Annotated in this window: 11 protein-coding genes and 1 pseudogene; 8 read left to right on the forward strand and 4 right to left on the reverse strand. The window is 60.6% G+C overall.

What is annotated here, in order from left to right:
* Positions 1 to 396: 396 nt before the first annotated feature.
* A complete protein-coding gene (locus tag FJ398_18995) occupies positions 397 to 720 on the reverse strand; it encodes a hypothetical protein (GenBank protein ID MBM3840009.1) in 324 nt (107 codons plus the stop codon).
* 81 nt (positions 721 to 801) lie between these two features.
* On the opposite strand from FJ398_18995, the gene FJ398_19000 reads away from it, so the two are divergent.
* The 4 genes from FJ398_19000 (at position 802) to FJ398_19015 (ending at position 5,385) form a co-directional block, all read left to right on the forward strand.
* Entirely contained in the window at positions 802 to 1,980 is a 1,179-nt protein-coding gene (locus FJ398_19000; GenBank protein ID MBM3840010.1) for an efflux RND transporter periplasmic adaptor subunit, read from the forward strand.
* Positions 1,977 to 2,657, forward strand: coding sequence for an ABC transporter ATP-binding protein (locus tag FJ398_19005; GenBank protein MBM3840011.1), 681 nt, complete (start codon positions 1,977 to 1,979; stop codon positions 2,655 to 2,657). The genes FJ398_19000 and FJ398_19005 overlap by 4 nt, the downstream gene beginning before the upstream one ends.
* A gap of 230 nt (positions 2,658 to 2,887) precedes the next feature.
* Positions 2,888 to 4,093, forward strand: coding sequence for an FtsX-like permease family protein (locus FJ398_19010; protein MBM3840012.1), 1,206 nt, complete (start codon positions 2,888 to 2,890; stop codon positions 4,091 to 4,093).
* A gap of 89 nt (positions 4,094 to 4,182) precedes the next feature.
* Positions 4,183 to 5,385, forward strand: a complete 1,203-nt coding sequence (locus tag FJ398_19015; GenBank protein ID MBM3840013.1) for an FtsX-like permease family protein — start codon at positions 4,183 to 4,185, stop codon at positions 5,383 to 5,385.
* A gap of 679 nt (positions 5,386 to 6,064) precedes the next feature.
* Here FJ398_19015 and FJ398_19020 read toward each other — a convergent pair.
* Complete coding sequence (locus FJ398_19020; GenBank protein ID MBM3840014.1) at positions 6,065 to 6,283, reverse strand: hypothetical protein; 219 nt, start codon at positions 6,281 to 6,283, stop codon at positions 6,065 to 6,067.
* A gap of 334 nt (positions 6,284 to 6,617) precedes the next feature.
* Positions 6,618 to 11,441: a hypothetical protein gene (locus tag FJ398_19025; GenBank protein ID MBM3840015.1), complete on the reverse strand. Its 4,824-nt coding sequence runs from the start codon at positions 11,439 to 11,441 to the stop codon at positions 6,618 to 6,620.
* 199 nt (positions 11,442 to 11,640) lie between these two features.
* On the opposite strand from FJ398_19025, the pseudogene FJ398_19030 reads away from it, so the two are divergent.
* Both FJ398_19030 and FJ398_19035 read left to right on the forward strand, forming a co-directional pair.
* Positions 11,641 to 11,929 (forward strand): annotated as a pseudogene (locus FJ398_19030) (DUF5131 family protein).
* Between the two features lie 310 nt (positions 11,930 to 12,239).
* A complete protein-coding gene (locus tag FJ398_19035; protein ID MBM3840016.1) occupies positions 12,240 to 12,425 on the forward strand; it encodes a hypothetical protein in 186 nt (61 codons plus the stop codon).
* A 63-nt stretch (positions 12,426 to 12,488) separates the two neighbouring features.
* Here the strand turns inward: FJ398_19035 and FJ398_19040 are convergent, their stop codons facing one another.
* Entirely contained in the window at positions 12,489 to 12,722 is a 234-nt protein-coding gene (locus FJ398_19040) for a hypothetical protein (protein MBM3840017.1), read from the reverse strand.
* Positions 12,723 to 12,937: 215 nt separating this feature from the next.
* Here FJ398_19040 and FJ398_19045 point away from each other — a divergent pair, with 215 nt between their 5' ends.
* Positions 12,938 to 13,174: a hypothetical protein gene (locus FJ398_19045; protein ID MBM3840018.1), complete on the forward strand. Its 237-nt coding sequence runs from the start codon at positions 12,938 to 12,940 to the stop codon at positions 13,172 to 13,174.
* Positions 13,175 to 13,183: 9 nt separating this feature from the next.
* Positions 13,184 to 13,444, forward strand: coding sequence for a hypothetical protein (locus FJ398_19050; GenBank protein MBM3840019.1), 261 nt, complete (start codon positions 13,184 to 13,186; stop codon positions 13,442 to 13,444).
* The last annotated feature ends 242 nt before the right edge of the window (positions 13,445 to 13,686 follow it).

The raw sequence follows: 13,686 nt of genomic DNA on the forward strand, positions 1-13,686 counted from the left end.
GCCTGGGGCTGCGTTGCTCCTCGGTCACAGCCCCACTGGCGGGGGATGCTCGCTCGTCGCGCCTTGCCCCAGGCCAAATTGGGCGCAACGAACGTGAGCGTATTTACGAAACGGACCACTAAGCCGGGAAGCCGGAAATTCAATTCCAACAGGAGCGAACCGAGAAAACGGAGGTTAGCGGAAGGATGCAATGGGACTGGGGAGTAGCGCAGATTTGTAATCTGCCGTATCGCCGATTTGAAATCGGCGGCGCTTTAGCGAGTTCCAGAGCCACTGGAACTTGTCGAGCGCCTGCGGAATGCAATTCCGCGCTGCGGCAGATTCCAAATCTGCGCTACGCTAAACAGATACCTCCCTCAGGTGAGAGGGAAGGCCGCGGAACGTGCGGTCGGAACTTTACGGCCGTAGCCACTGGAACAGCGAAGAAACCGACATGTCTTTCAGGCTGGACGGCACCGCTCGCAACTCGAAATCAGGTCGGGGCGCGCTCAAGCGCAAACGATACCCATACACCGCCGCTTGCACACCGGCGCCGGAGACAAAGGCGTTCGTGACACCATCCAGAAATTGCCCGCCCACCTTGATTTGAAACGAAGCGCCTTGCTGTCCACCGGCGGGATAGACATAGCCAATGTGCGGCGTCACCGGTTGCGCGTGCAGAGACGCTATGATCGACAGCGACGCGCTCGGCGCCAGGAGTCGTCGAATGAGTTTCAACATATCTTGGAATGGCTATGGAAACCTTACTTCTGCACGGTTCATACGGAATTTGACCGGGATCAACCGTCTGAGATAACGTCCATGGCAATGATTCAACAAGGCGTTGGCGGGAAGTGGCGGCTCAAAGCCGCAATCATCCTGATCGCGCTTGGAGGAGGCGTATTCCTGTTGCGCCTGACGGTCTTTCGGGCCAAGCCGGTACCCGTCACGGTCTATCGCGTGAAATCGGGCCGCGTGGAGGATTCGGTCGTGAATTCGCGCGCGGGCACCGTGCAGTCCCGCCGCCGCGCCGGGATCAGTCCGGGAATTCCTGGACTCGTCACCGAAATCAAAGTGCAGAAAGGCTCACGCGTCAAAAAGGGGGATGTCCTCGTGCGTCTGGATGATCGGGAACAGCAGGCGCAAGCGCAACTGGCTGCGCGTTCCCTGGAAGCCGCCAAAGCGGTCGCGGAACAGGCGCGCCTGGAGGCAGAACTGGCACAGCGGTTGTGGAACCGAACGCAGAGTCTGGCCCGGAATGACGTCGTTTCCGAAACGGTCCGCGAACAGGACCAAACTCGTTCCCTGACCGCTCAAGCCGCAAGCCTGGCGGCCCAGGCTCGAATTCTGGAAGCCGAAGCCGCGCTGGAAGCGGCCCGCGCGACCTTGGCCAAGACGGTCATCACGGCGCCGTTCGATGGCGTCGTGCTCGACGTGACGATTGAGGTGGGCGAGTGGATCAGTCCAGCGCCTCCGGGCGTGTTCATTCCGGCCGTGGTGGATTTGATCGATCCGCAAGCGCTTTACTTGAGCGCTCCGATTGACGAGGCCGACGTGGCGCGGCTGCGCGTGGGCTTGCCGGTTCGCGTGACGCTCGACGCTTTTCGCGGCCAATCATTCGAGGGGATGCTCACCTATATCTCCTCCTTCGTCGAAGCGCGCCAGGAACAAAACCGCACCTTGCGCGTCGAAGCCGAATTGAAAGAGACCTCCTTCCCGGCAAATCTGTTGCCGGGGCTTTCGGCCGATTTGGAAGTCATCCTCGATTCCCGCGAGCAGGTTTTGCGGATTCCCACCTACGCGCTGCTCGAAGGCAGCCGGGTTCTGGTCGTGCAAAACGGGGGATTGGAAGAAAAGAAAGTGACAACCGGCCTGCACAACTGGAGTTACACGGAAATCACCTCCGGGCTCGCCGCCGGCGAAGCCGTCGTGGTCTCCCTCGACCGGACCGAAGTGAAAGCCGGCGCGCGAGTCATCGTGGCCGCCGAGGCGGAGAAATGATCCATCTGCAAGGAATCCAGCGCACGTACACGGTCGGCGGAAGTCCGGTGCATGCTTTGAAGGAGGTCAACCTTCGGATCGAATCGGGCGAATACGTCTCTGTGATGGGACCGTCCGGGTCCGGGAAATCCACGCTGCTCCACATTCTGGGCTGCCTGGACCGGCCCACGTCGGGATCGTATCGCTTCGCGGAGGAAGAGACGGCCCGCCTGGACGAGAACGGGTTGTCGCGCCTGCGACGCGATCAGATTGGATTCGTGTTTCAATTCTTTCATCTCGTGCCGCGCTTGACCGCTCAGGGAAACGTCGAACTGCCGATGGTGTTCGCGGGAGTCGAGCCGGAGCAACGTCGCCAACGATCGCGGCAAGTTCTTGAATTGGTCGGGTTGACCGCCCGGGCCGGACATCGCCCGGATCAACTCTCCGGCGGCGAGCAGCAGCGGGTGGCGATTGCGCGGGCCGTGGTGATGAATCCGGCGTTGTTGCTCGCCGACGAACCTACCGGAAATCTCGACAGTGGTTCCGGACAGGAAATCATCGATTTGATGGAAAACATGAACAAGCAGGGACTCACGCTGATCGTCGTCACGCACGATCCAAAGGTCGGCGGCCGCGCCCGGCGCCAGATTCGACTGGCGGACGGACTGGTGGTGACGGATGAGCCCGCTCAGCGGTAGCGGATTTCAGACGCTGGGTCTATGCGAAGCAGGCTATCTGAATCGGGGAGCACACGCGCCCTCGCGTGTGCCGACCGGCGCCTCGCCGGTCGGTTCGTCGGACAATTCAGTCCGCAGATGGCGATTTGTCCGACCGCGCCAGTGTGGTCGGCGAGGGCGCCGACCACGGCACGCGGGGCGCGTGCGCTCCCCATCGATTTGAATTGTTGTATAGGGAAACTCCTGCAGACATGAGCCTCGCCGACGTCCTCCAATTCGCTGGCGGCGCTTTGCGTGGCCATCGGCTGCGGGCCTTTCTGTCGCTGTTCGGTGTGGCCATTGGAGTGGCCTCCGTCATTTTGCTCACGAGCCTGGGGGAAGGAGCGCGGCTGTACGTCACGGGCGAGTTCGCTTCGCTCGGTTCGAATCTTCTCATCATCATTCCGGGAAAAACGGAGACGAAAGGTTTGGCCCCGCTCGTGAGCACGGCGCCGCATGATCTGACCCAGCAAGACGCGGAGGCCTTGCTTCAGCGCGTGCCCTCCATCCGGCGCGTGGCGCCCTTGATTGTTGGAACGGCCCGGGCCAGCGCGGCGGAACGTGGCCGCGAGGTGACCGTGGTCGGGACCACGCGGGAGATGCTGGAGATTCGCCATCTCAAAATGGCCACCGGCCGCTTTCTTCCGGCCGATCTGCCCCAGGCCGCGGTCTGTGTGCTGGGCGCGAAAGTTCAGCGCGAGCTCTTCCCCAATCAGAATCCGCTCGGCCAGTTGGTGCGAATTGGCGACTGGCGGTTTCGAGTCATCGGCGTGATTGCCCCACGCGGCGTTTCCATCGGGATGGATTTGGACGAGGTCGTGGAGATTCCGGTCGAGACGGGCCTGAAGTTGTTCAATCGAAGCGGACTGTTTCGGATCCTGGCCGAAGTGGGCTCGTACCACGATGTGCCGGCGGCGGAGAAGGCCGTCCTTCAGGTTTTGCGCGAGCGCCATGGCGGACAGGAAGACGTCACGGTGCTCACGCAAGACACGGTGCTCGCCTCCTTCAACCTGATTCTCCGGGCGCTGACCGCAGCTCTGGCCGGCATTGCGGCTATTTCGCTCGCCGTCGCGGGATTGGGAATCATGAACGTGATGCTGGTGTCGGTGTCGGAACGGACGCGGGAAATCGGCTTGCTCAAAGCCGTGGGCGGCACCGACGCGCAGATTCTTTCGGTGTTCCTGGTCGAATCTTCAATCCTTTCCACGGTGGGCGGCGCGTTGGGGCTGTTCGCGGGGTTGGGCGGCGGACGATTTCTTCAGCACCTTTACCCGGACTTTCCCATCCATCCGCCAGCGTGGGCCGTCTTCGCGGCATTGGCGGTGTCTGTGTTGGTGGGCCTGCTGTTTGGAATTCTGCCGGCGCGGAATGCGGCGCGGCTGAATCCGATTCAAGCCCTGATGCGGAGGAAAGCATGAACCTCATGAACTTCATGGGAAGAACGCGGCGAAGCCCAGACTCGTTACAACGTTAAAAGGTTAAATCGTTAAATCGGTTGAATGCGTAAATGAATTGGCGCGATCTCTTGAGCCAGGCCTGGCAATCGATTTGGTTCCATCGCACGCGGTCGCTGCTGACGATGCTCGGAATCTTGATCGGGATCGCCTCGGTGATCCTGCTGACTTCAATTGGAGAAGGCACGCGGGTCTATGTGCTGTCCGAGTTCACTCAGTTCGGCACGACGCTCGCCGCGATCAATCCGGGAAGAATCCAGACCACGGGCCTTTCCGGCGCTGTGGGCACCACGATCCATCCCTTGACGCTGGACGACGCCGAAGCATTGCGCCGCATCCCGGGCGTGGACCGCGTCGTTCCCGTGGTCATGGGCGCCGCGCCGGTCGAAAACGCGGGCCGAACCCGCGATGTATTTGTCTATGGGGTTACGTCGAGCGCGCCGGACGCGTGGCGCATGCGCGTGCGGTCCGGACGGTTTCTGCCGGAACTGGACGCCGAACGCGGCGCACCGCTGGCCGTGCTCGGCCCGAAGTTGAAACGCGAATTGTTCGGCGATCAGAATTGCCTGGGCGATCACGTGCGCATTGCTGGCGAGCGCTTCCTGGTGATCGGTGTCATGGAACCGATGGGACAGTTTCTGGGATTTGACATCGACGACAGCGCGTACATTCCGGTGGGCCAGGCGCAACGCCTGTTCAATCGCGAACACCTGCAAGAAATTGACATCACCATCGCCAGCGCGCCGTTGATCGAACCCGTCGTGGAACGGGCGAAACGCCTGTTGATCGAGCGTCACAACCGCGAGGAAGACTTCACGATCACGACGCAAACCGGGATGTTGGACAGCCTGGACCGGATCATTCGCATCGTCAGCCTCGCCGTGGGCGGGATCGGCGCAATTTCTCTGCTGGTGGGATCGATCGGGATTCTGACCATGATGTGGATTTCCGTCAACGAGCGCACCTCGGAAATTGGATTGGCGCGCGCCATCGGCGCGTCTTCCAACCAGATCCTGTGGTTATTTCTGAGCGAAGCCGCGATGTTGTCCACGCTGGGAGGAACGCTCGGTTTGGCGTTCGGGATGGGCACCGCGCAGTTGCTGCACTGGTACGTTCCTGCGTTGCCCGTTCAGACGCCGATGGAGTATGTGTTGCTGGCGCTGACGATCAGCTTCCTGGTCGGAATCGCAAGTGGCCTGATGCCCGCCCGGCGAGCTTCGGCGCTGGATCCCATCGTCGCGCTGGCAGCCGAGTAGTATCCGAAGAGAATGATCCTCTTCGGGCGGAACTTTCGCGCAACTGCGTCACTGAATTGCCTGATCTGCGCGCGGTCAATCACGACTCACTCTTGATCCAATGAGGCATCCGAGGCAAGCCGAGAAAGAGCTCGAACCCGTTCAGATCTTTCAGATGCTCGACGCCATGGAAGCGGAGGATGAAAGGAACTCTGCCCGATTTGACATGCGACATTGGTGATGAGATAAGCAACTGTGAAAGCTGCGAAGCCAGCCCCAGAAAAGAAAACCCCTGGCACACTGACGGTGGAGAAACATCGTCCGCTGATGAACAAACTCACCCAGGCCCAGCGGCAAAGTCTCCGTCGGCGCGCCGCCGAGTTGCTTTACGGCCGTGAAGCCCTCGCGCCTGGGAGATTTGCCTGTCCGAGTACGGTTTCGACCAGGCCTCAATTGAAATTGGTTTCGTATTCATGTTCTCGTTTGGATTTGGGGCGCAATTCTATTGGGGAGCACACGCGCCCTCGCGTGTCCCGACCGGCGCCCCCGCCGGTCGGACGTCGGAGAAGCCGTCTCGTCAAGCGATCGCTTTTCTGCACAGAAGAGTGTGGTCGGCGAGGGCGCCGATCACATGCACGCGAGGGCGCGTGCGCTCCCCATCGCGACTGAATAGACTGGGCCCAGGTGATCATGGCTTGGCTCAGTGCCGGTAAAGAAACTCCGCGCTGTTGATCATGGCCCAGACGAGGTCAATCACCGCTTCGCGCCCGGTCCCGCCGCTGGATTGAGAATAGTCCCCGATGATCTTCAACTCTTCCTCCGTCGGAAAACGCGACAGAATCAGCAAGTAAAGGCCGGTGATGGTCTCCCGCGGCTTGCTCCTCGATTGCGTGAAGAGGCGTCGCAATGCGGCGTCCATGGGTTCAGGCAGACGCGAGTGTCCGACGCGAGAAAGCGAGACTGATCACCACCCACAGAGGCGGCTGGTCGGTGAACAACCGAAAATGCGGGACGAACACCCCGGCACGTTCGCGGCTGCTGGAGAGCCTGCTTGGTTCAGAACCATGTCCACGGCCCATGAACTCGGTAGGGCGAGTCCGTCCCGGCGAGCCGCTCGACGCGCTTGGAACACGTCCGACTCGGCTCGCTGGGACAGGCTCGCCCTACCGTCCGGTTCATGGGAAGGGATTGGGAGGGTATCACCCGCGTAACTGCAGCCCTGATTTCCAATGATTGAAAATCAGGGCTGTGGCCTACCGCCGCATCGGCGTGACGAGGCGATAGTAGCGCGTGCGGTGGTCGGGCAGGAGCGGATCGGTCGCTTCGACCATGCGCGAGGTGGTCTGCGGTGGAACATCCGCCAGTTTGCTCCAGACGGGCCGAAAGAGCGATTCCGTGTATTGAATCGTATAGGATTTGCCCGCCGCCGCCGTGAAACGAACCTTCAGCGTCTTCTCCGGACCCACGGCGATTTCGGCCGACTCGACCTTCAAATGGCTGCGCGCCTCGCGGGGGTTCGTGCCGCTCAAAAACTCGTCGATGTTCGTCCGGTCATCGCGGTCCGGATCGGCGTCGTCGCCGCTGACCGAACGATTCGTCAGTTCAGTTGCCGTGAAATATGCCGCGCGCCACGATCGCAAAGCCGCGGAGCCCAGCGCGGGCGACCCTCCGACGGTCTGACTCGCGCGCCAGCTTGCTCTCTCGCCCCAGACACTCCACGGCATTTTCTCGTCGGCGATCACGAGCGAATATCCCAGGCCGTCGGTGCTGGGCGACCAGGAGTTGTTGTACGAGAATTCCAGGATGCTTTCGCCGGCGGCATCCTCCAGCCGGAGTTTCTCTCCCGCATTGTTCAGATTGCCTTCGTACGTGCCGGCGATGTTGAAGCCTTTTCCATAGTGCGCCGTGAACGCGCTCAAGTTCTTAACCAAATAAACGGCTTCTCCCGGCGGCAGCAGCGTGACGTCGCCAGCCGTAAAATCGAAACTGATGCCCATGCTGAACCGAACGCCAGACAGATCGAGATTGGTCGAGCCAACGTTCTTCAATTGCACGAACTCGAAATCTTCATCCGTAAACGCGCTGCCCGCCGGCGGCGGGACCGGATGATACATGATCTCCGTGATTCTCAGGAATTGCTGCGCCGGGCTGGGATTTCCGGGGTAAGCAACCGAGATAACTTCCCGTCCGTTGGCGTCGAAAAGCCGGACGGCCTCGCCTCGCGCGGACAGCCGCCCGCTGTAATTGCCGATGACGAACAGGCCTTGCCCGCCGGTCGGCGCCGTTTTCCGGGCGCGGAAGGCGACGACGTTCGGCGAGAGATACAACGAGCTTCTCGCCGCCACGACTGTTCCCGGCTGAATCGTGTGCGTCACGCCGCCCGAGATTTTCCAGCGGGAGATGTCGATGGCCAGCGCCGTGCTATTCGTGAGTTGAATGAATTCCTCGTCTTGATTTCCCGAGACCGGATTGAAGTCGATGTCGCCGAACGCCAGCGCGACGTCGTTTGACTGGGCCCTGGGGATGTCCGAGAGCCGGAACAAATAATTCCGCCGCGCGGGAAAATATCGGTTCGTCAGAATGTTGACCGCCTGCGCCAGGGTCTGCTTTTGCCCCCAGGTGGGCCACTTGGCGAAATCCAGAGCGCAGTCCGGCGTAAGCAACGTCGAGAGCTCGTCGATGCGGAGCTCGTATTTCAAATTCGCCGCCGGGGTGTTCGTCCATTGGAGCAGTTCGTCCATGAGCGTTCGCACGCGGCGCAGATACATTTGCCGAATCGACGGCGTGGCGTAGAGCGCCGAGATCAGGGAGTTGTTCCCGCCGACGAACAATCCGTTCGCGGTGAACATGGTGTCGTCGTAATAGGTGTTGGCCGAATTCCAGTTCCGTCCAAACGACAGATCGACGTCCCAGGGCGTGTATTGCCATTCGCCCGTGCCTTCGGAATCGCGGTAAGCGTAATAGTTTTTGTGGCAGCAATCGACGTTGCCCGTGATGATCATGGCCGCGAGATAGTTCACCATCGCCGGGACGTTGACGTTGTCGAAAATGAATTGCGTGCGCGCCACGCCCGTTCGGCGAATCCCTGTGATCAAGGCCTGGAGATCGGCGTTTTTCTCGAACTTGCGCGTTTTCTTCTCCGCGCCGCTCGTGGCCGAATCCAGGGTGTTGTACATTTTGTAAAGCGCGCCGCGCGGATCGAGGCCCAGCCGCTCCAGATAATCTTCGTCCGCATCCTCGACAAAGTGCGCCACGCTGAAGAAGGCGCCGTTTTGCTGGACCCGGACCGGAAAGGCGATGTGATACGTCGAGCCGGAATCCCGATAGGTTTCGTAGGCGAGGAGGTTTCGCATGTGCGCCTTGTCCGGGTAAGTCGTGAGCAGATTGAAATCCTCGACCGGTTTTTGATCCGCCGAATAGCGGAAGTGGTGGCCCCGGTTGAAATCAAAGTCGTAACTCTTCTTGGGAAACGAGGAGCTCGACTGGCCGTGGAGCTTCACGCCGATGTTGTCATAGAAGTCCCCATCGTAAAAAACCGAGGCGCGCGTGCCGGTCTCGCTGTCGGCGGCCGTCCGGCTTTGGATGAACCAGTAAAGCACCGGCAGGGCCGTGGTCACCGATGGGTCCGCCACCATCGTGCCGAAGTATTGCGGGGAATTTTTCGGATCTTGATACGGCGGCCAGCGCGAGGAATCGCCGTCCGCGTCTTCCGCGACGATAGAGTAACGCACCATCTGGCCGTTCGTCGAGACGGTGGACGGGATCACCGCGCCGTAAACGCCGTTGCCCGCCGGGCCGTCTCCATGGAGCCCGTCATCGAACATCGGCACTGCCACCTCAGCGCCGTACGCCACGCGGTAAGTCATGGTGAGCTTGCGCACGGCATTGAACGTCGGGACGGCCCGGGCCGTCACGAGCAACTCCTGATCGTCGCGCGGGACTTTCGGTGTGTGCGTTACGTCCACGACCAGCGGACCCAGATTGGTTCGGCCAAATCCGTTCGGCCCGCCGGGCGTCGGCAGCGAAAAATAGCGCCGGGTTGCCGGGTCAATCGTCAGCATGGTCGCGGTCAATTCCGGCGCCAGCAGGAATTCCGTATCCGAAGCGCCGGAGTTCAGACCGTGTAAAGCGAGCACATTCGTTCCAATGTGCAAAGCGCCAATCCGGCTGGAGAGATCGATCTCCTCAAATTGAACTGCGTCCTCGGTGCGACGCGCCGCCGTGGCCTGGGAATTCCAGACCGGCTCTTCCGGCGCATTGCGCCGCGCGACTTCCAGCCCGTTCAAATAAGCGACGAACCCATCGCTGTGCTTCATGCGCAGCGTCAGGAATTGGAACTTGGACGGATCGGCGGCGACGAACGGAATGCGCAGATACACCGAGGCATTCACGTTCTTCATCGGCGCTTCGACGCTGGTCCTGATCTGGCTGGCCAGGCTGTTCGTCATGTGAACCGTCGCCGTGAAATACGAGCCATCGCCGGTGTCATCGGTGGCATTCGCCGCGCCCGTCGGCAGCAATGCCAGGTCGATGAAGTCGCCGGCGCGCACGTCGGTGAGCAAATTCGTCCGCGTCACGCCGATCACGTCGCGGCCCGCCACCAGCACGGAGTCCCTTTGCGCGCCGTTCAGGAACAAACGTCCGGTGACGCCGTTGCCGCTGGCGTCCTGTTTTGCCAGACGCCATTGCACGGACACCGTGCCGTTGACCGAGCTGACCCAGCGCCGAATGGCCCAATGTTCCTGGCCGCCGCTGTTGATCCCGTTGGGACGCGTGTAAGACTGGCCAATCTCCGTCCAGGGCGGGTCTCCGTTGAACCAATCCCACGTCGTGCCATTCCAGAAGTTCGCGCCGCTGGGCGGACCTTCGCCGCGGGCGAACGGAACAAAATCTCCGGGCTGATAGCCGGCCGTCCTGTCCGCGGTCCGGTTGTAATAGCCGTAAAACCAGTTGTCCTGCCCTTGCACGTCGGAGAACTCGGCGGCGGAATCGCCGATCTTCACCATGACCAACGGCGATTCCGGACTGACATACCCGACGCCGGTGTTCGCGTTCTGCCAATCGAAGTCGATCCAATCCGGATCGGTCCAACCGGTAGCGAGCGCGTCGTCTTTCGGGACCAAAAATTTCGCGGGCGCGCCGGCAGAAATCAGCCGCGTGTCCGCCTGTCGTTCCGGGATGCCGTAGGAGACGTCGGTGATTTGAACCGGAAACGGGGCGCCGAGATCGAACGCCACGGTCTGGTTGTCTGGCTTGACCAGCGCGAGATACTCGCCGCCGCTCGAAAGCTTGAAGCTGGTGTGGAGTTGTGCGCCCGGCACGGCGCGGTCTTTTCCGGAAGCGAAGACAACGAGATGCTGATTCGGAAACAGAGTCACGGCCGGGAAGCGCCATTTGGTCAGGTTCGTGGAAGTGTCGGTCAACGACCAGCCGTCGAGGTTCACCGCTGCCGGACTGCTGTTGTAAAGCTCGATCCAGTCCGAGTATTCCCCGTCGCTGTCGGCCAGCGCGCGGCTGTTGTTGGCCAGGAACTCGGTGATAACAACCTGGCCGCGCGCCGAAGAGATTCCGCCCAACAAGACCAAACCGCACAGCACCGCAGCCAAGGTGTAGCGCCTGAAGGATTGGTGAGGCGACGCTCCCGGCTGCTCCTTACACGAATCTGTGGACGGCGGTCGCCAATCCCAAGAGGATTGCGTACTCCAGCCCAGGGTTGCGAGGAACGAGCTACCCTGGGTAAAGCGAACCAGACGGAACCAACCCCACAGGGGTTGCGCCTCTGCGATTGGCCAAAGACGCAACCCCGTTGGGGTTGAGCCCGCGTTCCCACTCTTCCCCAGGGTAGCTCGTGCCTCGCAACCCTGGGCTTTGCGTCGGAATCCCGTTGGGATTCTAACCGGAAGAATTGCGTATAAGGAGCAGGCTCCCGCGGAGCCTCTCTGCTTCTGGATGAAATGTGCCTTCCTTGTCGCGTGAGCATCGCCATGAAACGCCTTGAGATCAGGGCTCGCCAGGAGCCTCGCCCCACCGATGGACTGATTACTTGTGGACTTATTGGTCTCGAGATTGACAGTCATGGCGCAAAATTAGAAGGACCCCCTTGAGGCGACAATGAGATTTCTTTCCATGAACCGACCCACCGATTCACCCCTCCCAGGAGGGGAACTGAACCCAGCGACGCCGGACGGTAGGGCGAGCCTGTCCCCAGCGAGCCGAACCGGACGTGGTGGGGCGACGCTCCTGCGGAGCCTCATTTTCCACCACGGATGAACGCGGATAAACACGGATGGCAAGAGAGTCAGGAAGACCTGCTCGGTGGAGGGAATCCACTGGGTGATCGTCGGGGGCGAATCTGGCCCCAGGGCGCGGCCGATGAGACGCGAATGGGTAGCGTCCATTCTAGAACAATGCCGGAGCGCGGGCGTGGCGTTCTTCTTCAAGCAGTGGGGGTGACGTGAGGAAAGATCTGACGGGGCGCACTCTGAACGGGCGCATCTACGACGAAATGCCTCCGTTGGCGCACGAAACAGAACTCACGGCGGCGCGTTTGGCGCACGTCGAATAGCCGGACACAATTGTCAATCGTCAATCGATGAACTCCTCGATGACCACCGCGTGCGCAGGGTGAAAAGCCGGCGGCATTCGCGCTGCCCTTTGAGAGCCCAAATCCTCGCCTAAGGATTTTGAAAACGAGTCTTGAGCCGGTGGGCGTGGCATTTTCGATAGACGCGATTCAATACGAAATCTATTGAACCGCGACGTTGGCACGCCCCGAACTGGCCGCATCGCAAGGATGGTTTTGAAGATTTAGGCGAGGAACATGGGAGAGCGCTCGCTATTGCAGACGGTTCCGAGCATGGTACAATTCTGTGGAGATGAGCACGACGGAAATCATCGACAAGATCAAGACCCTGCCGCTTAACGAGCGGAAGGCGATGTTGAAGATACTGAACGAGGAACTCGAAGAGGAAGTGGACGCTCGCTTGTTCAACGAACGATCCAAGGAGCCGGATGGCCGGACACTTGCCCAGATCCTTTCCGCTAAAAAGAAGAAACGGTGAGCTACACGGTCGTTTTCAAGCCGTCGGCAGAAAAGGAATTCGAGAAACTGGAGGCTGGAAGGACTACTTTGCGTTCTTTCTGGCTTCTCCAAGGTTGGTCAGGAATGAAAACAGGATTTCGTAGGTGATTCCTCGCTGGGCGAGGAGTTTCTTGAGCTCGACTTCAAAGAAATGCGGGGGGTAATTCCCGGTTGGTCCAGAGCTTGCCGACACGATCTCATGGAGAACGGCGGTCAAATCTGCCTCGGGTTCGACACTTCGAAGAAGTTCCTTCAAGCGCCGACAATCCCAGGACATTTCAAAAACGCATCGGCACCGTTTGAAGAAAGCGGGCGCGCCACTGACGATGCCGTGGGTGGCCCGGAGAATGATCTTTCGACGCGAAACACGCCGTGAGCATCAAGGAAACCAGCAGCATTGTTGAGATTCTGAAGCTGACGAACAGGAAGTCCGAGCCGAGCGACCGCTCGTGCGTTGCCTGATTTGCCGCAAGTCGGTAGCGTGTCAGCAGGATGGGCACACGGGCACAAAACGAGAGGAAGTTCGGCCAGTGGGATGAGCTGCCCGGCGGGGGGCGACGTTACCGGTTCGACGTGCGGGGTCGCCTTGGTTGGCTGGCCTGCTATCTCAAGGAAGTAGATGCCAGCGAGACCACGCTCCGGTTCTGGCAGGAGAGCTATGACGATCAGGGAAAGCTGGTCGAGACCCACGAGAAACCCCCGGTGGATAAAGGCCACAAGAAAGTATAGGATGCAACCATGACGATCACGAAGCAGACCGTGGCGAACAAGCTCACCGCGTATCTTCACCACGAAATCTCGCTGGAGCAACTGGTGGATTGGGCTGAGAACGCGATGATGGCAGGCGAGTTTGGCGGGCACGAATCGGACGCCGCGCGTGAGGTGGTTTCACGTCTTGGCGTGGCGGATGTGCGTGCGTTTGCTCTTTCGCGGGAGGATTGCGAGCACTTGTTGCGACGACTTGGTTTCACCGCTCGCGTCGAGGTCGTTGCGGCCTGAGATGCACCGGCTGATGCCGGATGATGTTGTGCTTCGGGTCTGTGCAAAAATAACTTCCGGTTTTGGCGGGAGCGCCGCCTGGCCGGATGCAAGGCGCGAGGAGGGAGCATCCCCGTTTTGGGGCTGTGACCGACGAGCAACGCCGCAGCCGGCCAGGCGCCGCCCCGCCCCGGAGGGCTGGGGCGATTTCGCTTTCTGGCTTCGTTTCTCCTCAGTCGCAGAGCCCTGGCTATGCTCCTTCG

Source organism: Verrucomicrobiota bacterium, from assembly GCA_016871535.1.
Lineage (GTDB): Bacteria > Verrucomicrobiota > Verrucomicrobiia > Limisphaerales > SIBE01 > VHCZ01.

Coding starts and splice junctions, on each gene's coding strand:
- FJ398_19015 (MBM3840013.1), top strand. CDS start 4,183: ATGAATTGGCGCGATCTCTTGAGCCAGGCCTGGCAATCGATTTGGTTC.
- FJ398_19020 (MBM3840014.1), bottom strand. CDS start 6,283: ATGGACGCCGCATTGCGACGCCTCTTCACGCAATCGAGGAGCAAGCCG.
- FJ398_19010 (MBM3840012.1), top strand. CDS start 2,888: ATGAGCCTCGCCGACGTCCTCCAATTCGCTGGCGGCGCTTTGCGTGGC.
- FJ398_19040 (MBM3840017.1), bottom strand. CDS start 12,722: ATGTCCTGGGATTGTCGGCGCTTGAAGGAACTTCTTCGAAGTGTCGAA.
- FJ398_19000 (MBM3840010.1), top strand. CDS start 802: ATGGCAATGATTCAACAAGGCGTTGGCGGGAAGTGGCGGCTCAAAGCC.
- FJ398_19025 (MBM3840015.1), bottom strand. CDS start 11,441: ATGACTGTCAATCTCGAGACCAATAAGTCCACAAGTAATCAGTCCATC.
- FJ398_19045 (MBM3840018.1), top strand. CDS start 12,938: ATGGGCACACGGGCACAAAACGAGAGGAAGTTCGGCCAGTGGGATGAG.
- FJ398_19005 (MBM3840011.1), top strand. CDS start 1,977: ATGATCCATCTGCAAGGAATCCAGCGCACGTACACGGTCGGCGGAAGT.
- FJ398_18995 (MBM3840009.1), bottom strand. CDS start 720: ATGTTGAAACTCATTCGACGACTCCTGGCGCCGAGCGCGTCGCTGTCG.
- FJ398_19035 (MBM3840016.1), top strand. CDS start 12,240: ATGAGCACGACGGAAATCATCGACAAGATCAAGACCCTGCCGCTTAAC.
- FJ398_19050 (MBM3840019.1), top strand. CDS start 13,184: ATGACGATCACGAAGCAGACCGTGGCGAACAAGCTCACCGCGTATCTT.